The following is a 19,352-nucleotide window of genomic DNA, read 5'->3' as shown; positions in this document are numbered from 1 at the left end:
AGAAGTCCAGATCTGTCGGCGCGTCCATGATGTGGGAGATGTCGCGATGAGCCGCACGCTCGCGGAGAAGGTGTGGGAGGCACACGTTGTGCGCCACGGAAGTGGCGCGGAGCCGGACCTGCTTTACATCGACCTCCACCTGCTGCACGAAGTCACCAGCCCCCAGGCTTTCGACGGGCTCCGCCTTGCCAACCGCAAGCTGCGCAGGCCCGATCTCACGATCGCCACCGAGGATCACAACGTTCCGACCGTCGACATCGACAAGCCGATCGCGGATCTCGTGTCGCGCACGCAGGTTGAGACGCTCCGGCGCAACTGCGCGGAGTTCGGGCTGCGGCTGCACCCGATGGGGGACTTCGAGCAGGGCATCGTCCACGTGGTCGGGCCGCAGCTCGGCCTCACGCAGCCGGGCATGACGGTGGTGTGCGGCGACAGTCACACGAGCACCCACGGTGCGTTCGGCGCGCTCGCGTTCGGCATCGGCACGTCCGAGGTCGAGCACGTGATGGCGACGCAGACGTTGCCGCTGCGCCCGTTCAAGACGATGGCCATCAACGTCAACGGCGCGCTCGGCGAGGGCGTCACGGCGAAGGACATCATCCTCGCCGTCATCGCGAAGATCGGAACCGGTGGCGGGCAGGGCTACGTGCTCGAGTACCGCGGCAGCGCCATCGAGGCGCTGTCGATGGAAGCGCGCATGACGGTCTGCAACATGTCGATCGAGGCGGGTGCCCGCGCCGGCATGATCGCACCGGACGACACGACTTTCGACTACATCTCCGGGCGTCCGCACGCACCGTCCGGCGCGGACTGGGACGCGGCCGTCGAGTACTGGAAGACGCTGCGCACCGACGACGACGCGACGTTCGACGCGGAAGTGACCATCGACGCGGCGGAGCTCACGCCGTTCGTCACGTGGGGCACGAACCCCGGCCAGGGCCTGCCCCTGAGCGCCACCATCCCCGATCCCGAGAAGATCGTGGACGAGAACGAGCGCGTGGCCGCCGAGAAGGCGCTGACGTACATGGGCCTCGAGCCCGGCACGCCGCTGCGCGACATCCGCGTGGACACGGTGTTCCTCGGCTCCTGCACCAACGGGCGCATCGAGGACCTGCGGGCCGCGGCGGACGTCATCAAGGGGAAGCGCGTCGCTTCAGGAGTACGGATGCTGGTCGTCCCCGGTTCGATGCGGGTGCGCAAGCAGGCGGAGGACGAGGGCCTGGACAAGGTGTTCCTCGACGCGGGCGCCGAATGGCGGCAGGCCGGCTGCTCGATGTGCCTTGGCATGAACCCGGATCAGCTCGCGCCCGGCGAGCGCAGCGCGTCGACCTCGAACCGCAACTTCGAGGGCAGGCAGGGCAAGGGCGGCCGGACGCACCTCGTCTCCCCGCTCGTCGCCGCCGCCACGGCCGTGCGCGGCACCCTGTCGGCCCCCGCAGACCTGGAGAACTGACCATGGATGCCTTCACCACCCACACGGGCGTCGGTGTGCCGCTGCGCAGGTCCAACGTGGACACCGACCAGATCATCCCGGCCGTCTACCTCAAGCGCGTGACCCGCACCGGGTTCGAGGACGGGCTCTTCGCCGCCTGGCGCGGTGACGAGAACTTCATCCTCAACCAGGAGCCCTTCAAGGCGGGCAGCGTGCTCGTCGCGGGTCCCGACTTCGGCACCGGGTCCTCTCGGGAACACGCCGTCTGGGCGTTGATGGACTACGGCTTCCGGGTCGTCGTCTCGTCCCGGTTCGCGGACATCTTCCGGGGCAACTCCGGCAAGCAGGGGCTCGTGGCGGCGCAGTGCAGCCAGTCCGATGTCGAGCTGCTGTGGAAGTTGCTGGAGTCCGAGCCCGGCACGCCGGTCACGGTGGACCTCACCGACAAGACCGTTCGCGCCAAGGACTTGGTAGCCCCGTTCGAGATCGACGACTACACCCGCTGGCGCCTTCTGGAAGGCCTCGACGACATCGCTTTGACGCTGCGCCACGAGCCCGAGATCAGCGCATTCGAGGGCAATCGCCAGACTTGGCTGCCCACAACGGATCCGCTTCCGGCGGTCTGAGAGGGGGCCGGATTCCCCCTTCTCCAGGGGTGAATCCGGCGCCTCCTGTCCCTCGAAGGGGCGCAATTAGCCACGCCACAACGAAAAATCTGGCGTGGCGATTGGTATTTCTCGCGTTTTGGGCCTACCGTTGCGTTCTAGTCGGCCCGTCTCTTAGGGCCGTGAGCGTCCTGGGAGGGACTGACGGTGAATAAGGCCCAGCTCATCGAGGCGCTCGCCGAGCGCCTTGGAGACAAGAAGACCGCCGGTGCTGCTGTTGACGGCCTCGTGGACGTGATCGTCCGCAGCGTCAACAAGGGCGAGAAGGTCAACATCACGGGCTTCGGCGTCTTCGAGAAGCGCGCCCGTGCGGCTCGCACCGCGCGCAACCCGCGCACGGGCGAGACCGTGAAGGTCAAGAAGACCAACGTGCCCGCGTTCCGCCCCGGCTCGACGTTCAAGGACGTCATCAGCGGTGCGAAGAAGCTGCCGAAGGCCGTTGCCGCCAAGGCCGCCGCGAAGCCCGCCGCCGCTGCCGCCGCGAAGCCCGCGGCTGCCAAGGCTCCGGCGACCAAGGCCGCGACGACCCGCGCGACGACCACGACGCGTACCCGCACGGCCGCGGCCGCCACCAAGGCGCCCGCGACCCGTCGCACCACCACGGCCGCGGCGAAGCCCGCTGCTGCCAAGGCGCCCGCGAAGGCGACCGCCACCAAGGCCGCCGCCGCGAAGCCGGCTGCCGCCGCGAAGGCTCCGGCCAAGCGCACCACGGCTGCTGCCAAGCCGGCCGCTGCCAAGACGACGGCCGCTGCCAAGCCCGCCGCGAAGACCGCGGCTGCGAAGCCGGCTGCTCGCAAGACGGCTGCCAAGAAGAAGTGAGACGGGCCTCCTGCGGGAGGCTGCGTCACTTCAGCTCCAACGCGGAAGGCCCCGGTGTGCGCACACCGGGGCCTTCGTGTTTTTCTGCCGCTGCTCCGCAGACGGCGGCCGGACGACCGACGCGAACTCGCGGATCGGGCGCGGGCCAAGAACGTGTGGCGCTCCAATAGAAATAACGCCGGCACGCCTGCGAACGCAGAGAAACAACGCAGTCACGCCTGTGAACACCCCCGGCACAAGCGAAACCGCCGCCTTCCGGCCCGACTTGGTTGCCACAGGCGAACTTTCGTCGGAGAGGGAAGACGGCGGTTGAAAACGTCTGCAGACGGCCTCAGGGTCGGGCCAGCGCGGAGGCCAGGTAGTGCGCCGACACCAGGGTTGGCCAGTGCGAAGGCGAGTCCGAAGTAGACCAGGTGCCGAACGGCCTGGTGAAGGCCAGCACCCACGTGCTGCCCTTCTTGCAGGGGATCTCCTCGAGCCGCAGCCCGCCCAGCTCGGCCAGCGACTGCACGATGGACGGGATCACGCCGCCCTGCGAGGAGAGGACGGCGCGGCCCTCGAGAGCGGCGACCTCCAGCAGTCGCACGAGGCCGGCGTCCGGATCGGGCCAGTAGCCCTCCTCCGACAGGCGCGGCTCCTCGACCATCTCCACGTCCAGGTCCTCGGCCACGCCCCGCACGGTGTCCACGCAACGCACTCTGGGCGCCGTGTGAACGCGCGCAGGCGCCCACAGGGGCAACAGGGCGCGCAGTGCCGCGGCCTGGCGCCAGCCCGCGTCTGAGAGCGGGCGGAGGTCGTCGTCGCCGTTCCACTCCGATCGCTTCCCGGCCTTCGCGTGCCGCACCAGCAGAACGATCAGCAGGTCCGCGGGCAGGCGGGCGAACTCGGTCAGCACGTCCCGGTCGGGCTCATAGGTCAGCAGTTCCGACGCCTGGGCGATCGGCAGCCACCGCAGCAGATCGACCTCTTCATTGGGGACGAAAGAACCGGAAACGGCCTGAGCGGAGTAGTAGTCGACCGTCTTCGGCACGCCCTTCACCGAATACGACACCTGCCGGAGATGACGGCCGAGGACGCAGGAGAAGCCCGTCTCCTCTTCCACCTCCCGCACCGCACAGGCCGGAATCGTCTCTCCGTGGTCCAGTTTGCCTTTCGGCAGGGACCAGTCGTCATAACGCTGGCGGTGCACCACCGCGACTTCGACGTCACCGTCGGCATCGCGCCAGAGCACCGCCCCAGCAGCTTTGATCACCCAAGAGCTCCGTGCCTGTGCAGCAGTTCCATCTGGTGGTCCCGCACGGACGAGCCGTCCGCGGGCGAGGCGTCCCATTCTCCGTCAGGGCGCAGCACCCAGCAGCGCGTGTGCGGGTCGAGCGCGGACTCGAACATGTCGCCCAGCTGCTTGGTCAGGCGCGGGTCGGCCACGCGCAGGGCCACCTCGACGCGGCGGTCCAGGTTGCGGTGCATCATGTCCGCGCTGCCGATCCAGTACTCGTCGCAGGCGACGAAGTGGAAGACGCGCGAGTGCTCCAGGAACCGGCCCAGGATCGACCGCACCCGGATGTTCTCCGACAGCCCCTTGATGCCCGGCTTCAGGCCGCAGATGCCGCGCACCACCACGTCGACGGGCACGCCGGCCTGCGACGCCCGGTAGAGCGCGTCGATGACCTGCTCGTCCACGAGCGAGTTCACCTTGATGCGCACGCCCGAGGGCTCACCGGCCTGCGCGCGCTCGATCTCCATGTTGATGCGGTCGACGATGCCCTTGCGGACGCCGTAGGGCGCGACGAGGAGCGAGCGGTACTCGTCCTGGCGGGCGTAGCCGGTCAGCACGTTGAACAGGTCGGTGAGGTCCGCGCCGATCGTCGGCTCGGCGGTCAGAATGCCGACGTCCTCGTACAACCGCGCGGTCTTCGGGTTGTAGTTGCCGGTGCCGATGTGGCAGTAGCGGCGGATCGTCGAGCCCTCTTGGCGCACCACGAGCGACGTCTTGCAGTGCGTCTTCAGGCCCACCAGGCCGTAGACGACGTGCACGCCCGCCTTTTCCAGCGCCCGTGCCCACTTGATGTTCGCCTGCTCGTCGAAGCGCGCCTTCAGCTCCACCAGCGCCACGACCTGCTTGCCCGCCTCGGCCGCGTCGATCAGCGCGTCCACGATGGGGGAGTCGCCGGACGTGCGGTACAGCGTCTGCTTGATGGCGAGCACGTGCGGGTCGGCCGCGGCCTGCTCGATGAAGCGCTGCACCGACGTGGAGAACGAGTCGTACGGGTGGTGCACGAGGACGTCGCCCTCGCGCAGGGTCGCGAAAACGCTCTTGGGCGTCTCGCGCTCCCCGAACGCCGGGTGCGTCGCCGGCACGAACGCCGGGTCCTTCAACGTCTTGCGGTCGATGCCGTAGAGCTGCCACAGGCACGACAGGTCGAGCAGGCCGGGCACGGTCACGACGTCGTGCGGGTCGACCTCCATCTCCCGCAACAACAGTTCGAGCATGTGCTCGGTCATGTCGTCGGCGACCTCCAGGCGCACCGGCGGACCGAACCGGCGCCGCGCGAGCTCGCGTTCCAGCGCCTGCAACAGGTCCTCGTCGCGGTCCTCCTCGACCTCGAGGTCCGCGTTGCGCGTCACGCGGAACGCGTGGCACTCGATGACCTCCATGCCGGTGAACAGCTCGCCCAGGTGCGCGGCGATGAGTTCCTCCAGCGGCAGGAAGGTCGCGGAGGACGAGGACCGGTCCCCCTCCACCCGGACGAGGCGCGGCACGTTGTCCGGCACCTTCACGCGGGCGAAGCGCTCACCGCCGCCCTCGGGGTCGCGCACGGTCACGGCGAGGTTCAGCGACAGCCCCGAGATGTAGGGGAACGGGTGCGCCGGGTCGACCGCGAGCGGCGTCAGGACCGGGAACACCTGCTCGCTGAAGTAGTTGGAGAGCCTCAGCCGGTCGTAGTCCGTGAGGTCGCCCCACGTCACGATGCTGATCCGGTGCTCTTCCAGGCCCGGCCGGATGTGGTCGAGGAACGTGCGGGCGTGCTGCTCCACGAGTTCCTGCGTGCGCTTGGAGATCGACACGAGCTGCTCTCGCGGCGTGAGCCCGTCCGCGCTGCGCACCGACAGACCGGTCTCCGCGCGCCGCTTCAGGCCCGCGACCCGGACCATGTAGAACTCGTCCAGGTTCGAGGCGAAGATCGCGAGGAACTTCGCGCGCTCCAGCAGCGGCTGCGAGGAGTCCTCGGCCAGTGCGAGCACGCGTGCGTTGAAGTCCAACCAGGACAGCTCACGGTTGAAGTACCGGTCGTCCGGGAGGTCGGTCGGGATCGCGCTGGACGTCACCGCGGGCGGTGCGGAAGGCACGCCGCGCAACGGGGCGGCGGCCGTGGGGCCGCGTTCGACCTTCGCCCGGGTCGTCGAAACTCGCCGGGTCGCCGCGCGCGGCTGTTTGCGCGGGGTCGCCGCTTCCGCTTTCGCACGCGGGGTGCGGCGTCGGGAGGGTGTCGCCTTACCGTCGTTGTCGTCCTTGCTCACGTCACGCATTGTGGCGCACTATCGCCGTGAGCGCCCCTAACCAGGACGTCCGTTCGGTGAACTCCTCGTCACAGAACAGGCATCCGAAGAGCGGTGACGACCCCGCCGGGGCTACGTTCGAGGGTCACCCGCTGCCCCGGACGCAGCATTCGCCAGCCACCCGCCGTGACGGCTTCGGCACTCACGTCGACGAGAACGCCGTCATCCCGCAGAACGACGGCAGAGCCGTCACTGTTAAAAGTAGACACGGTCGCCTGCACGGACCAGAACCCTAGTGCGGCCGGCGGTGGGCGGGGACAGCACCAGACGTTCGGACCTACACGTCCCGCTCGCGCCGCTGCCAGGGTCGATCCATGAAGGTTATTGCCACGATCACCGCGGCGACCCTGTTGGCCTTCACCACGGCAGGCCTGGCTTCGGCGGCTTCCGCCGAACCCCGCACTCCCGAGGTGGACAAACCACGACTGCAGGCGGCGGCGAAGAACGTCCGCCTGAAAGCCTCGCTCCCCGGCACCGAACGGGCCATCTCGATCGCGTTCGCCCAGTACGGCAAGCGCGACGTGGCGTTCGTGAGCATGGAGACCGGGCTCAAGACGTTCGACGTCACCGATCTCGACAAGCCGAAGCTCCTCGACCACCTCACCAAGGAGGAGATGGCGCTGCCGGGTGACGACCCGACGAAGCGCTTCTGGGAGAACGAGGACATCAACGTCGACCCCAAGCGCAAGCTCGCGTTCCTGGCGCGTGAGGTCAACTCGTTCGGCCGCGCGCTGCCCGGCGACCGCCCGACCGGCAACTACATCGTGTCCGCTGTGGACCCGGCCGACCTCCGGATCCTCAGCTTCCACCGGCAGAACACCGGCCACACCAGCACCTGCGTCAACGACTGCTCCTTCCTCTGGACGGCCGGGCTGGACAGGTCGGACGCCAGGACCGGCCGGATCTTCGTCACGGACATCCGCGATCCGAAGACCCCGAAGGAACTCCCGGTCTCCGTCGACGTCCGCGGCAGGGCGGGCGAGGGGAAGATCACGCACGACGTCCAGGTCGACGCCCAGGGCATCGCGTGGGTGGCGGGCGACGACGGCACCCGCGGCTACTACACGCAGGGCTGGCACCGCGACCCGTTGACCGGCGAGTACCGCGAGGCGAAGGCGTGGGACCCCGTCCCGTACGCGGGCGGTGCCGTGCCGAAGGCGGACATGCCGACCTCGTTCACGCACAACTCGTTCCGCCCGGCCGGCCGGACGCTGCTCGACGGTCCGCTGCCCACGCGTGAGAACCCGCCGGGCTCGCTGCTGCTGCACACCGAGGAGGCGTTCGGCTCGCCCACGTGCAAGACCGAGGGCCGTTTCGTCATCTCGTCGCTGCAGGGCACGCACAACGGCGAGGGCTGGGGCGAGACGCCCAAGGAGATGAAGACGGTCGGCATCTGGAGCCCGGACGACCAGGAGGGCACGATCCCCGGCAACGTCACGTGCTCCGCGCACTACTTCGACGTGCAGAAGAGGATCGTGGCCTACTCCTGGTACAACCAGGGCACCCGGTTCCTGGACATCTCCAACCCGGCCAGGCCGATCCAGATCGGGTACTGGCGGCCGGACACCGCGACGTCCTGGGCGCCGTACTGGCACCGCGGCACCGTGTTCGTGGCGGACATCTCGCGCGGCGTCGAGATCCTGCAGCTGGAGAAGGGCGCCTACGAGGCGCAGGCGAGCGGCACTCCCGTGACGCTGACCGCGCACCACGCCAGGGAACTGGCCAGGGAGAGCGACAGGGAGCCCGTGCCGCTCGCCCCGAACCCGTTCTACGGCTGGGCCTGCCCGATGGTCGCCAACCGCGACGACTCCGCGGACTGCGGTGCGGGAGCCTGCGGCGCGCCCTGCTGAGCCACGCCGGACCGGACAGCGGTCTTCGCGCGCTGGCGGGTGATCACGCGCCGGCCGAGGTTGATCATCGGGATCTCCACGGTCGTGTGCAGGACGCTCGCCAGCGCCAGCCCCAGCGCCGTGACCACGACGGCCTGCCCGAGACCGGACAGCGCGGGCCAGAAGAACGCGATGACGGTCGCGGCGATCGTCTGCACCAGGTAAAGGGAGTACGAGCGCTCGCCGACGAACACCATCGGTTTTACGGACAGGAACGTCGTGGCCGGTCCGGGCGCGATCATCGCTGTCAGCAGCACGGCCGTCGCGAGCGCGTACACCGGGATGACGAGCACGTGACCGGGAATTCCGTTCATCCCGTCGAGGAATCCGGCGATCGGCTTCACGCTCAGGTGCACCGCGACGAATCCGATCGAGACGATGACCTGCGCGGCCCGGTTCGTGAGCGGCCGCAGCAGGGCGAATCCGCGCGGGCTGTGCAGAGCGACCGCGAGCAGCACGCCCGTCAGGATCGAGAAGTAGTGCAACGGCCAGCCGGGGTTGCTGTGCGACGTGGTGAAGTTCACGAGCACGAGCGCGAGCAGCATGCCGAGGGCGGCGGCACCGGCACGGCGGCGCAGCACGACGGTGCCCAGCGCGATCGCCACCAGCGGCCAGACCAGGTAGAACTTCTGCTCGATGCCCAGCGACCAGGACTGCCCGTAAGGGCTGGCGCCGGCGAACTCGTTGGTGAAGGAGAGGAAGTACGGCAGCGCGGGGCCGATGCCGTTGCTCAGGAACGTCCCGGCCAGCGCGGACGCCACGACTGTGACGAGCAGGACCACGAAGTACACGGGGAGGATCCGGAACCCCCGCCGCAGGTAGAACTCACTGAGCGAGATCCGGCCTGTCCGCCGCTCTTCGCGCAGCATGAGCGTGGTGATCAGGAATCCGCTGAGGACGAAGAACATCTGGACACCGGCCCAGCCCTGGAGCCGGTCCGGTCCGCCGTAGTGGAAGAAGACGACCAGCACCGCGGCAATCGCACGCAGGCCGTCCAGAGCGGGAAAGCGGCGCAACGCCAGGTAGTCGGCGTGCGTCAGTGAAGTCATGCAGGAAACACCTCAGGCAATGCGTCGGGGATGACGACACCGGGGGAAGCGTCGTCGGCACTGGGGGATACGGATGTAAAGGTGCCGGGGTTCCCTGCTGAGTTGCCCAAACCAACATTTTCGTGTCGTTCGTCACGGATTCAACAGGGCGAGCAACGGGGACGGGCCGGTCAGCAGCGGGAGAGCGGTGAGAGTTTCTCCAACGGGGCGGCGGCCGCGACGCGCCACCCCTGCTGTGTCAGCGCTCCGCCGTGGACTTCCAGCCAGTACCCGCCCTCGGTCGTGTGCACGGTCGCGCCGCTGCGGATGTCCGTGACGTACGACGACTCCGACTGCCACGACACGAAGTCGCCGCTGACCCGCGGGAACAAGATGCCCTCGGTCCTCGGCGACGACCTGACCCCGGCCAGTTCCCGCGGTTCCGCCCAGCCCTCGCGCCAGCCGATCAGCTTCTCGCCCCGCGTCCACACCACCGTGCGGCCGTCGGACGCCACGCTGCCACCGGGGCCGGCGTTCTTCAGCTGCTCGGGCAACGCGCCCTCGGCGCGGAACTCACCGTCCTGCAGCCAGATGACCGCGTCACCCAGGAAAGCCGGTAGTTTGCCCGGGCCGACGAGCCTGTCCTTCTTCTTGGCCAGGTCGTAGAGGTGCACGCCCGCGCTGTCGGACCAGGCGGCTTTGCCGTTGTGCAGCACAGCGCCGTTGCTGCCTATGCGCACCGGCGCGCCGTCGTTGCGCGAGTCCCACGCGTAAGTCGTGGTGGCGTGGTTCTCCGGGTGCGGTGTCGTGGAGAACGTCACCCATCGGCCGTCGAACTCGACGCCGAAGAGCTGTCCGTCGTTCTGCACCGCCATCACCTGCTGGCGCTTGCCGTGGTCGTGCAGCACGAGTTCGGTCGTCCTGTTGCGCGTCGTCTTCACCAGTGTCGTGCCTGCGTCCTCGTTCGCCGCCACGACCACGACCTTCTCGTGCGGACCCGCCTCCGTCCTGTCGAGGGACAGCAGGTCCTTCCAGCTCTGGGGCAGGTCCACCCGGCAGGTGCTGAGCTTGCTCTCCGCCGTGTAGTCGGACGGCCGGTCGATCGGATAGGCGGCGACACAGCCCGCGATGGCCGTGACCCCCGCCAGCGCGATGAGCGCTCGCATCAGTCTCCCAAATCGTGATCACCCCAGTGACCCGGAAGACGTGTGGCGGGTGCTCAGGTTGTCCAGGCGGGCAAGGCGTTCGCGGTGCGCGTGCCGAGACCGAGTGCGAGCGCGAGCCGCAGATCCTCTTCCGTGTCCACGTCGCAGCGCAGCGACGGCCACGGTCCGATGAGCGCGACGGCACCGGAAAGCCGGTGGAGCCCGGCCGATCCGACGCCGAAGCGCGGGTCGAGCTCTCCGCCGGGCGCGGCGAGGAGCAGCGTCGTGCCGGTGCCCTGGCGGTCGGGGACGAACGCGCGGCGGCCACGAGCCGCTTCGAGCGCGGCCTGCAGCTCGTCGGACCGCAACGCCGGCAGGTCGGCCTGGAGCGCACCGATGCGCGACGAGCGGAGCGTGCGCGCACCGTGTTCCAGCGCCGCGTTGAGCCCTGGCCGCGCCGGTTCCGGCAGCGACTCGACGCCCAGCGCGGCCATTTCGGCCGCGACCGCCGGGTCCGATGTGATGGTGACCACGCGCCGGACGCCGGGAGTGGCCGCGGCCGCACTCACCGTGTCGAGGGCGAGCGCGAGCGCCAGCGCCGCGTGTGACACCGGATCTCCGCCGGTCGCGCTGGTCAGCCTGGTCTTGGCCCGGTCCAGCGTCTTCACCGGAACCACGAGGTCAACTTCATCCCGCACCTCGCCATAGTCCACGATTCGGCGACTACTGTGCTCTCGGGCGCAGATCTACGCAGGTTAGGAGAGGCCTCGTGGCCAAAAGGGAGAAGGGCGGCTTCTGGGTCGGGGTCGCCGCGGCGATCGTGTACCCCATGTCGTTCGTGCTGGGCAGGCACCGGATGGTGCACGGGGAACGCATCCCGCGCGAAGGTGCCGCGCTGCTCGTCATGAACCACATCTCGCACCTCGACCCGTGCTACGACGCCATGTTCGTGCACAAGAACTACCGCGTGCCGCACTTCCTCGCGAAGCACAGCCTGTGGAACGTGCCGATCATGGGCAGCATTCTGAAGGGCGCGAAGCAGATCCCCGTCTACCGGGGCACCACGGACGCCCAGCAGAGCCTGCGCGAGGCGCACAACGCGCTGGAGACCGGTCAGGTCGTGGTGATCTACCCGGAGGGCACGATCACCAAGGACCCCGACGGCTGGCCCGCGAACTCGCGCACCGGCGTGGCCCGGCTCGCGCTGCAGCACGACGGCCCGGTCATCCCCGTCGCCCGCTGGGGCACGCTCGACCTCTACAACCACTACCAGAAGAAGTTCCGGCCGTTCCCGCGCAAGACGATCACGCACTTCGTCGGTGAGCCGGTCGACCTCTCCGCGTACCGCGGCAAGGAGGAGACGCTCCCGTTGCTGCGCGAGGTCACGGACCTGCTGATGGGCACGGTCAAGCAGCACCTGGCCGAGGTGCGTCAGCAGCAGGCACCCGAAGGGTTCTACGGACCGAGGAAGGCCTGAACACATGGCGATCGAACGTGTTGCGGTGCTCGGCTCCGGTTCGTGGGGCACGGCCTTCGCGAAGGTCATCGCGGACTCCGGTCCCGAGGTGGTGCTGTGGGCGCGGCGTCAGGACGTCGCCTCCGAGATCACCGAGACCCGCGTGAACTCCGGCTACCTGCCCGGCATCTCGCTGCCCGCCAACCTCACCGCCACCTCCGACCCGGCGAAGGCGCTGGACGGCGCGGACGCGGTGGTGCTGGCCGTGCCGTCGCAGACGTTGCGGGTGAACCTGTCGGCGTGGAGGGAACTGCTGCCGCCGGACGCGACGCTGGTGTCGCTGTCCAAGGGCGTCGAGCTCGGCACGCTGAAGCGGATGAGCGAGGTGATCCGCGAGGTCGCCGGTGTCGACGAGTCGCAGGTGGCCGTGGTGTCCGGGCCCAACCTGGCCAAGGAGATCGCGGTCGAGCAGCCGACCGCCACCGTCATCGCGTGCACGGACCACGACCGCGCGGTCGACCTGCAGCACGCGTGCTCGAACTCGTACTTCCGCCCCTACACCAACACCGACGTCGTCGGCTGCGAGCTCGGCGGGGCGTGCAAGAACGTCATCGCGCTGGCGTGCGGCATGGCGGCGGGCATGGGGTACGGCGACAACACGATGGCGTCGATCATCACCCGCGGCCTGGCCGAGACGGCGCGGCTGGGCGCGGCGCTGGGCGCCGACCCGCTGACGTTCGCGGGCCTCGCCGGACTGGGCGACCTGGTGGCGACCTGCGCGTCGCCGTTGTCGCGCAACCGGTCCTTCGGCGAACGGCTCGGGCGCGGCGACACCCTCGCGCAGGCGCAGGAAGCCGCGCACGGGCAGGTCGCCGAAGGCGTGAAGTCCTGCTCGTCGATCCGCGAGCTCGCCCACGCGAACGGGGTCGACATGCCGATCACCGAAGGCGTCCACCAGGTCTGCCACGACGGGCTGAGCGTGCGTGAGCTCGGTGCCGCGCTCCTGGGCCGCGACCGGAAGCACGAGCGCCAGTGAACCCCGAACTCGGTGATGGCACGCGGGTCGTGCACGTGGTCTCGGGCGAGCCGGGCGACCCGTTCGGCGCGCAGCCGGTGTTCGCGTCGGCGTACCACCTGGGCGGTCAGGACTACTACGGCCGCGCGAGCAACCCGACGTGGCGTGCTCTCGAAAGCGCGCTGGGCTCGCTCGAAGGCGGGGAGTGCGTCGTCTTCCCGTCCGGGATGGCAGCCATCTCGACGTTGCTGAGGACCGTCCTGTCCGCCGGCGACACGCTGGTCGTCCCTTCGGACGGCTACTTCCTGACGAGGAAGTTCGTGTCCGAAATGGACGTGAACGTGGTCGAGGTGCCCACGGCCGGGCCGTACCCCTCGTTCGAGGGCGTGCGGCTGGTGCTGCTGGAGACGCCGTCGAACCCGGGCCTGGACGTCTGCGACATCGCCGCGCTGGCGGATCAGGCGCACGCCGCGGGCGCGTTGCTGGCCGTCGACAACACGACCGCGACGCCGCTCGGGCAGCGGCCGCTGGAGCTGGGCGCGGACGTCGTGGTCGCCTCGGACACCAAGGCGGTCGCGGGGCACAGCGACGTCCTCTTCGGACACGTCACGCTGGCGAGCACCGAGCTGGCGGCCCGGATCCGCGACGCGCGGACGTTGAACGGCGCCATCCCCGGCCCCTTTGAGACCTGGCTCGCGTTGCGCGGCCTCGGAACCCTGGACCTGCGGCTCGCCCGCCAGGCGGAGAACGCGGCGGCGATCCACGCGCTGCTGAAGGGCCGGGTGGCGAACCTGCGGTGGCCGGGAGCGTCGGACGACCCCTCGTTCCTCGTGGCGGCGCAGCAGATGCGGCGCTTCAACGGCGTGCTGACGTTCGAGCTCGAGTCGGCCGAAGCGGTGAACGAGTTCCTGGCGCGCTCGAAGCTGGTGTCGGCGGCCACGTCGTTCGGCGGCCTGCACTCGACGGCCGACCGGCGCGCGCAGTTCGGCGACCCGGTGCCGGAAGGCCTGGTGCGCTTCTCGGCCGGCTGCGAGGACACCCGCGATCTGGTCGCGGACGTGTCCCACGCCTTGGGACTGGATTGACGGAGGGTCCCGGTTCCGGGACCCTCTGCTCCATGTCCTTCAACGCATGTTGCTGTTGTACCTGGCGATAGTCCCGCGTCCTCTTTTCGCGCATTCGCCTGGTTAGGACTTTTCTCCGATGTTCGCCGTTCCTGAGAACAGCGTCGTGCTGTCCGAGAACTCCACGTTGCTGCACCCCGTTCGAGTGGCTCTGTCGTGGGCCGCCGACCGCGACCGCTGGAAGCACCTGCTCCGGTACGACCCGGAGGAGCGCTTCTCGGCGTTGGTCGACAAGACCGACGACCAGGAGATCTGGCTGATGAGCTGGCTCCCCGGCCAGACCGCGTCGCTGCACGACCACGACCACACCTCGGGTGCGTTCACCGTGGTCAGCGGCCTGCTGACCGAGGTCGTCACCACCAGGATCCAGGTCGTGCACTCGCTGCACGCCGGTCAGTCGCGTGTGTGGGGGCCCGGCTACGTGCACCAGGTGCGCAACGACGGCGTGGACCCGGCCGTGTCGATCCACGTCTACCGCCACGGCACCCGCGCGATGACCTCGTACCGCTACGACCCGGTCAACGGGCCCGTTCGCTGACGTGCGGCGGGACGGCCTTGTCCGTCTCGTGCGGCACAGGCGCACCCCACGTCGTGACGAGCGGCATGTGCCCGGCCCACACGAGGTTCGCTTCGAGGTCCGACGGCTCCTCGCCCGGCCCGCCCTCGCGGACCTTCACGCTCGCCTCGGTCAGGTCGATCTCCAGCGCGGCCGTCTGCGCGAGCTCCTTCCTGGACGGCTGGCGCGCGTAGTCCCAGCTGCCCGGCGTGACGTGCTCGACGATCGTGCGCAGGGCGTGCCCGGGGTCCTCGGCGATCTTCGCGGTGCCGTGGATGATCGCGGACCGGTAGTTCATCGAGTGGTGGAACACCGACCGCGAGTAGACGACGCCGTCCACGAGCGTGACGGCGACGCAGACCTGCTTGCCCTCCAGCATGCTCCTGATGGACCGCGACCCCGTCGAGCCGTGCAGGAAGATGCGGTTGCCGTCCCGTCCGTACGCGGTGGGGATGAGGAACGGCGCCCCGTCGACCTCCACGGCCAGGTGGCACACGAGGCCCGCGTCGAGGATGTCGTAGAGCACCTGACGGTCCTCGACGGCCCGCTTCTTGCCGCGGACGACGGTGCTGCGCGGGGTGGGGGAGAGCTGCACGTCAGTGGTCATGGTTCCACTGTGCTCGGGAAAGTGGCATCATTGAAGCGCCATTTTCCATCGATTCGAGAAGGCCACTTTGGCTGAGACCGCGCTGCCCGTGGCGCTGGACCGCGAGTCCGCCGAACCGCTCGCCGTCCAGCTGGCCGACGCGCTGCGTTCCGCCGCGTCGGAGGGCCGTCTGCGCGCGGGCGACCGGTTGCCGTCCACGCGCGCGCTGGCCGACTCCCTCGGAGTGTCCCGCACGGTCACCGCCGCCGCCTACGAACAGCTGCACGCGGAGGGGTGGATCGCCGGTCGCCACGGCTCCGGCACCTATGTCACCACGACGCCGCCCGGCCCGTTGCGCAAACGTTCGCGCAAGCCCTTGGCGCCCGTGATCACCGACTTCGTGGACCTCGGCACCGGTGCGCCCTGGGCCGGTGGCCTCGACCGCGCGGCCTGGCGCCGGGCCTGGCGGGCCGGGGCGGACGCGCCGCCGCTGTCCCGTGCCGAACGCGCAGGCCTGCCCGAGTACCGCGAGGCCATCGCCGAACACCTGCTGCGCCACCGCGGTCTCGCCGTCAACGCCGACCCGGTGCTCGCGACCGGCGGTACCACCGCCGTGCTGACCGAGATCGCCGTCGCGGTGCTGAAGCGCGGCGACGCGGTGGCCGTCGAGGAACCCGGCTACCAGCGGGCGGTGGGCGTCTTCCGCGCCAACGGCCTGAAGGTCGTCCAGGCCGCCGTCGACGCCGAGGGCCTGCTCCCGAAGGCCGTGCCGGCGGGCGTGAAGGCCGTCTACTGCTCGCCCGCCCACCAGTACCCGCTGGGCGGCCGCATGTCGGCGGCGCGGAGGGTCGCGCTGGTCGAACGCGCCCGGCGCGACGGCTGGCTCGTCATCGAGGACGACTACGACGGCGAACTCCGGTACGACGTGGCGCCGCTGCCGTCGCTGGCCGCCCTGGCCCCCGACGTCGTGGTCCACCTCGGCACCACGAGCAAGATCCTCACGCCGACCCTGGGCGCGGGCTGGATGGTCGCCCCCGAGCACATCGCCACGACCGTCCTCGAACACCGCGACCTGACCGGCACCAGCCCGGCCGCCGCGGGGCAGCGGGTCGTCGTCGAACTGGCGCGCACGGGCGACCTCGGCCGGCACCTGCGCAAGCTCCGGCGAGAGCTGTCCGAACGACGTGCGCTCATCACCGGCACGTTCGCCGACGCCGGCATCGAGGTGCTCGGCGACGACGCGGGCGCGCACGTCGTGGTGCTGCTGCCCAGCGCCGAGCAGGAGCGCGAGCTGATGAGGCAGGCTCTCGAACGCGGCCTGCGGGTCGACGGCCTGGCCCGGCACTACGTGAACCGGCCCAAGCTGCACGGGCTCGTCATCGGGTACAGCGCGTGCTCGCGGGAGCAGCTGCTGAGCGCTCTGCCGGTGCTGACGGAGCTGCTCAGAAGGTCCGGCTGACCACGACCACCTCGCGGTCGGTGACGAAGCCCAGCTGCTCGTTCACCCTGATCATGTGGGAGTTCGACGCATCCGTTCCGGTGTCGACGCGTTCGAGCGCGGGCCGGTCCGCGACCAGCCACCGCAGCATGTGCGCCTTGACCACTCGCCCGAGCCCGTGACCTCGATGAGCGGGCCTGACCATCGTGCTTCCCCAGTGCGTGTGGGCCGAGTCGCCGGGATGCAGCGGCACGTCGGTCAGCGCGACCACGAGACCGGTGGCTTCCTCGACCGCGACGACGACGCGGTGCTCGACCCCGCCCGCGCGGGCCTCGGCCTCCTCTGCCCGCACCACCTCCGGCGTCCACTCCGGCGCCCGCACCGCGGACTCCGTGGCCGGCGCGTCGTGGATCGACTGCCGGGTCGCGGCCACCGACACCAGCAGGTGCTCCGGCGTCGCGCCGATCCACCGCTCCAACCGGTATCCGGCCGGCACGTCCAGCTCCCAGGACACGGGATCGACGTCGGCGACCGTCAGCAGCTGGACCACCCTGGACGCGGCCACGTGGAACCCGCGCGCCACCGCCCAGTGCTCGCCCGCACTGCCCTTGACCACACCCCAGCTCTCGAGCGTGTCGCGGCCGCGGACGCGCAGCTCGGGCAGCAACCGTTCCAGCAGCGCGGTGCCGATGCCCTGTCTGAGGTGGTCCGGGTGCACCGTGATCGGACCGATCGCCAGCCGTGCGTTCACGCCGCCGGGCAGACCCGCGGAGGCGATGCCGACGCCTTCGCCGTCGCGGCGGGCGATCAGGCGGATCACCTCGCCGAAGTCCGGGTTCGTCTCCCGCAGTGACGCGATGATCCGTTCCCTGCTCGACCCCGGACTGGCCGCGATCCGCACGTCGGCGTAGGCGCGGAGTGCGGCGGCGTCCTCCAGGTCGAGCGGTTCGATCTCCAGCACGCGGCCGAGGCTAACTGCAGGGTGGGCACAATCGCCCAAACGGGTAGGGTCGCCCGCATGACGCAGCGCAAGACAAGGGTGGCCGTGGTCTTCGGTGGCCGCAGCTCCGAGCACGAGGTCTCCTGCCAGTCCGCCAAGAGCGTCCTGCCGCACCTGGACGCGGACCGGTTCGAGGTGGTGCCGATCGGCATCACGCCGCAGGGGCAGTGGGCACTCGGCACGGACCCGAACGCGCTGGAGCCGGGCGCCGGCAACCTCCCGACGCTGCGCAACCAGACCGTGGTCGCGATCGAGCCCGGCCACGCCCTCAAGGACGTCGACGTCGTCTTCCCGCTGCTGCACGGCGCGTGGGGTGAGGACGGCACGATCCAGGGCCTGCTCGAACTCGGCGGCCTTCCCTACGTCGGGCCCGGTGTGTTCGCGAGCGCCGCCGTCATGGACAAGGTCTTCGCCAAGAAGATCCTCCAGGCCGAGGGCATCAACGTCGGCAAGTTCGTCGCCCTCGACCGCGCCGCCACGACCCTGACGCTCGACGAGCGCGAGCACCTCGGCCTGCCGGTGTTCGTGAAGCCGTCCCGCGCGGGGTCGTCCGTCGGCATCTCCAAGGTGAGCGACTGGGACGACCTCGACGCCGCGATCTTCCAGGCCCGCCAGCACGACCCCAAGGTCATCGTCGAGGCCGCCGTGGTGAACCCCCGCGAGATCGAGCTCGCGGTGCTGGAGTTCCCGGACGGCCGGATCGAGGCCTCGCTGCCCGCCGAGCTGCGCCCGGTCGGTGACGGCGCCGACTGGTACGACTTCGACGCCAAGTACGTCAACGACTCCTACGAGGCCGACATCCCGGCGAAGCTCGACGACGACATCACCGCGCAGCTGCGCGAGCTGGCCGTCACCGCGTTCAAGGCGCTCGACTGCCAGGGTCTGTCCAGGGTGGACTTCTTCCTCACCGAGCAGAACGAGCTGATCGTCAACGAGCTCAACACCATGCCCGGCTTCACGCCGATCTCCATGTACCCCAAGGCGTGGGAGGCGACGGGCATCGACTTCACGACGCTGCTGACCACGTTGATCGAGACGGCGATCGCCCGAGGCAGCGGTCTCCGTTAAGGGGCGGTCTTGACCGGCTGCTTCGGCAGGAGGTCGCGCACGGTGGTGGAGATGTCCTGCAACGGTCCGGTGCCCGCGTCGGCGGGCACCGTCAGCGCCACGTACACCCCGCGGTCCACGATCACCCAGGTGGAGCTGTCCGAGCCGGGCAGCTCCAGCCACTGCACGTCGGAGATCACCCGCAGCTGTGAGGTCGCCGACAGCTCGTTCGGCCGCGGCAGGCCGCAGCGCAGCACCACCGGATCGTGTTTGGCGTCACCCCACGCCACCGTGGCGGGCGGAGCGGGCGAGGCGATCTCCCGGCGCGACAGCATGTCCTTCCCGGACGGCAGCCCCACCGGCAGCTTCTCGACCAGGGAAGCGCATTCCGGGCTGCCCGCCGACGGAGCGTCGATCGAGACCAGCGCCAAGGGGCCCGTGCGACCGGGCACGTCCTCAGTCTGGTTTCCCGTGCCCAGCACTAGACCGAGCCCGGCGACACCGATGGCGAGCAGAACAGCGAGCCCGACCGCCGCGAGCAGCGGCCGGGACAGCGCCGACGTGGATTCCTGCTGAGTCACCCGGTTATGACAA

At 69.8% G+C, this 19,352-nt stretch carries 18 protein-coding genes; 10 read left to right on the top strand and 8 right to left on the bottom strand.

Annotated elements, in window-relative coordinates; all coding sequences use genetic code 11:
- Positions 1–46: 46 nt before the first annotated feature.
- From leuC to ORI60_RS34700, 3 genes are all read left to right on the top strand, one after another.
- Positions 47–1,453, top strand: coding sequence for a 3-isopropylmalate dehydratase large subunit (leuC, locus tag ORI60_RS34710; RefSeq protein WP_266042236.1), 1,407 nt, complete (start codon positions 47–49; stop codon positions 1,451–1,453).
- A 2-nt stretch (positions 1,454–1,455) separates the two neighbouring features.
- Positions 1,456–2,058 (top strand): 3-isopropylmalate dehydratase small subunit, encoded by a 603-nt coding sequence (gene leuD, locus ORI60_RS34705; protein ID WP_266042235.1) that lies wholly within the window; start codon positions 1,456–1,458, stop codon positions 2,056–2,058.
- A 186-nt stretch (positions 2,059–2,244) separates the two neighbouring features.
- Positions 2,245–2,916: an HU family DNA-binding protein gene (locus tag ORI60_RS34700; RefSeq protein WP_266042234.1), complete on the top strand. Its 672-nt coding sequence runs from the start codon at positions 2,245–2,247 to the stop codon at positions 2,914–2,916.
- A 331-nt stretch (positions 2,917–3,247) separates the two neighbouring features.
- On the opposite strand, the gene ORI60_RS34695 is transcribed toward ORI60_RS34700, so the two are convergent.
- Together ORI60_RS34695 and ORI60_RS34690 are read right to left on the bottom strand one after the other, a co-directional pair.
- Positions 3,248–4,165 carry an NUDIX hydrolase gene (locus tag ORI60_RS34695; protein ID WP_266042355.1) on the bottom strand — a complete coding sequence of 306 codons (918 nt, stop codon included), beginning with the start codon at positions 4,163–4,165 and terminating at the stop codon, positions 3,248–3,250.
- Positions 4,165–6,444: an RNA degradosome polyphosphate kinase gene (locus ORI60_RS34690; RefSeq protein ID WP_266042233.1), complete on the bottom strand. Its 2,280-nt coding sequence runs from the start codon at positions 6,442–6,444 to the stop codon at positions 4,165–4,167. The genes ORI60_RS34695 and ORI60_RS34690 overlap by 1 nt, the downstream gene beginning before the upstream one ends.
- 344 nt (positions 6,445–6,788) lie before the next feature.
- Here ORI60_RS34690 and ORI60_RS34685 point away from each other — a divergent pair, with 344 nt between their 5' ends.
- Positions 6,789–8,324 carry an LVIVD repeat-containing protein gene (locus ORI60_RS34685; RefSeq protein ID WP_266042232.1) on the top strand — a complete coding sequence of 512 codons (1,536 nt, stop codon included), beginning with the start codon at positions 6,789–6,791 and terminating at the stop codon, positions 8,322–8,324.
- On the opposite strand, the gene ORI60_RS34680 is transcribed toward ORI60_RS34685, so the two are convergent.
- The 3 genes from ORI60_RS34680 to cofC form a co-directional block, all read right to left on the bottom strand.
- Positions 8,243–9,412, bottom strand: coding sequence for an acyltransferase family protein (locus ORI60_RS34680; RefSeq protein ID WP_266042231.1), 1,170 nt, complete (start codon positions 9,410–9,412; stop codon positions 8,243–8,245). The genes ORI60_RS34685 and ORI60_RS34680 overlap by 82 nt on opposite strands.
- 170 nt (positions 9,413–9,582) lie before the next feature.
- Complete coding sequence (locus tag ORI60_RS34675; protein ID WP_266042230.1) at positions 9,583–10,557, bottom strand: hypothetical protein; 975 nt, start codon at positions 10,555–10,557, stop codon at positions 9,583–9,585.
- 53 nt (positions 10,558–10,610) lie between these two features.
- Positions 10,611–11,234 (bottom strand): 2-phospho-L-lactate guanylyltransferase, encoded by a 624-nt coding sequence (cofC, locus tag ORI60_RS34670; protein ID WP_266042229.1) that lies wholly within the window; start codon positions 11,232–11,234, stop codon positions 10,611–10,613.
- Positions 11,235–11,305: 71 nt separating this feature from the next.
- Here cofC and ORI60_RS34665 point away from each other — a divergent pair, with 71 nt between their 5' ends.
- The 4 genes from ORI60_RS34665 to ORI60_RS34650 all read left to right on the top strand — a co-directional run bounded on the left by ORI60_RS34665 (position 11,306) and on the right by ORI60_RS34650 (position 14,669).
- Positions 11,306–12,013 (top strand): lysophospholipid acyltransferase family protein, encoded by a 708-nt coding sequence (locus ORI60_RS34665; RefSeq protein ID WP_266042228.1) that lies wholly within the window; start codon positions 11,306–11,308, stop codon positions 12,011–12,013.
- A gap of 4 nt (positions 12,014–12,017) precedes the next feature.
- On the top strand, positions 12,018–13,028 hold the full coding sequence (locus ORI60_RS34660) for an NAD(P)H-dependent glycerol-3-phosphate dehydrogenase (protein WP_266042227.1): 1,011 nt from the start codon (positions 12,018–12,020) through the stop codon (positions 13,026–13,028).
- Positions 13,025–14,092 carry a cystathionine gamma-lyase gene (locus ORI60_RS34655; RefSeq protein ID WP_266042226.1) on the top strand — a complete coding sequence of 356 codons (1,068 nt, stop codon included), beginning with the start codon at positions 13,025–13,027 and terminating at the stop codon, positions 14,090–14,092. The genes ORI60_RS34660 and ORI60_RS34655 overlap by 4 nt, the downstream gene beginning before the upstream one ends.
- 118 nt (positions 14,093–14,210) lie before the next feature.
- Positions 14,211–14,669 carry a cysteine dioxygenase gene (locus ORI60_RS34650; protein ID WP_266042225.1) on the top strand — a complete coding sequence of 153 codons (459 nt, stop codon included), beginning with the start codon at positions 14,211–14,213 and terminating at the stop codon, positions 14,667–14,669.
- Here ORI60_RS34650 and ORI60_RS34645 read toward each other — a convergent pair.
- Positions 14,650–15,294 (bottom strand): pyridoxamine 5'-phosphate oxidase family protein, encoded by a 645-nt coding sequence (locus tag ORI60_RS34645; protein ID WP_266042224.1) that lies wholly within the window; start codon positions 15,292–15,294, stop codon positions 14,650–14,652. The genes ORI60_RS34650 and ORI60_RS34645 overlap by 20 nt on opposite strands.
- 67 nt (positions 15,295–15,361) lie before the next feature.
- On the opposite strand from ORI60_RS34645, the gene ORI60_RS34640 reads away from it, so the two are divergent.
- Positions 15,362–16,732: a PLP-dependent aminotransferase family protein gene (locus tag ORI60_RS34640; protein WP_266042223.1), complete on the top strand. Its 1,371-nt coding sequence runs from the start codon at positions 15,362–15,364 to the stop codon at positions 16,730–16,732.
- On the opposite strand, the gene ORI60_RS34635 is transcribed toward ORI60_RS34640, so the two are convergent.
- Positions 16,716–17,672, bottom strand: a complete 957-nt coding sequence (locus ORI60_RS34635; protein WP_266042222.1) for a GNAT family N-acetyltransferase — start codon at positions 17,670–17,672, stop codon at positions 16,716–16,718. The two genes, ORI60_RS34640 and ORI60_RS34635, sit on opposite strands and share 17 nt — an antisense overlap.
- A 57-nt stretch (positions 17,673–17,729) precedes the next feature.
- On the opposite strand from ORI60_RS34635, the gene ORI60_RS34630 reads away from it, so the two are divergent.
- The gene (locus ORI60_RS34630; RefSeq protein ID WP_266042221.1) at positions 17,730–18,779 is read left to right on the top strand and encodes a D-alanine--D-alanine ligase family protein; all 1,050 of its coding nucleotides are present in this window, start codon (positions 17,730–17,732) and stop codon (positions 18,777–18,779) included.
- Here ORI60_RS34630 and ORI60_RS34625 read toward each other — a convergent pair.
- Positions 18,776–19,339: a DUF3515 domain-containing protein gene (locus tag ORI60_RS34625; RefSeq protein ID WP_266042220.1), complete on the bottom strand. Its 564-nt coding sequence runs from the start codon at positions 19,337–19,339 to the stop codon at positions 18,776–18,778. The two genes, ORI60_RS34630 and ORI60_RS34625, sit on opposite strands and share 4 nt — an antisense overlap.
- Positions 19,340–19,352 lie beyond the last annotated feature (13 nt).

It is taken from the genome of Lentzea sp. NEAU-D7 (assembly GCF_026242055.1).
GTDB lineage: Bacteria > Actinomycetota > Actinomycetes > Mycobacteriales > Pseudonocardiaceae > Lentzea.
The sequence above is the reverse complement of the archived record's forward strand: the minus strand, read 5'-3'. Positions and strand labels throughout refer to the sequence as shown.

What these genes read in the sequence shown, in the direction of transcription:
- leuC (WP_266042236.1), top strand. Translation starts at nt 47, where the DNA reads ATGAGCCGCACGCTCGCGGAGAAGGTGTGGGAGGCACACGTTGTGCGC.
- leuD (WP_266042235.1), top strand. Translation starts at nt 1,456, where the DNA reads ATGGATGCCTTCACCACCCACACGGGCGTCGGTGTGCCGCTGCGCAGG.
- ORI60_RS34690 (WP_266042233.1), bottom strand. Translation starts at nt 6,444, where the DNA reads ATGCGTGACGTGAGCAAGGACGACAACGACGGTAAGGCGACACCCTCC.
- ORI60_RS34685 (WP_266042232.1), top strand. Translation starts at nt 6,789, where the DNA reads ATGAAGGTTATTGCCACGATCACCGCGGCGACCCTGTTGGCCTTCACC.
- ORI60_RS34680 (WP_266042231.1), bottom strand. Translation starts at nt 9,412, where the DNA reads ATGACTTCACTGACGCACGCCGACTACCTGGCGTTGCGCCGCTTTCCC.
- ORI60_RS34675 (WP_266042230.1), bottom strand. Translation starts at nt 10,557, where the DNA reads ATGCGAGCGCTCATCGCGCTGGCGGGGGTCACGGCCATCGCGGGCTGT.
- ORI60_RS34660 (WP_266042227.1), top strand. Translation starts at nt 12,018, where the DNA reads ATGGCGATCGAACGTGTTGCGGTGCTCGGCTCCGGTTCGTGGGGCACG.
- ORI60_RS34650 (WP_266042225.1), top strand. Translation starts at nt 14,211, where the DNA reads ATGTTCGCCGTTCCTGAGAACAGCGTCGTGCTGTCCGAGAACTCCACG.
- ORI60_RS34645 (WP_266042224.1), bottom strand. Translation starts at nt 15,294, where the DNA reads ATGACCACTGACGTGCAGCTCTCCCCCACCCCGCGCAGCACCGTCGTC.
- ORI60_RS34630 (WP_266042221.1), top strand. Translation starts at nt 17,730, where the DNA reads ATGACGCAGCGCAAGACAAGGGTGGCCGTGGTCTTCGGTGGCCGCAGC.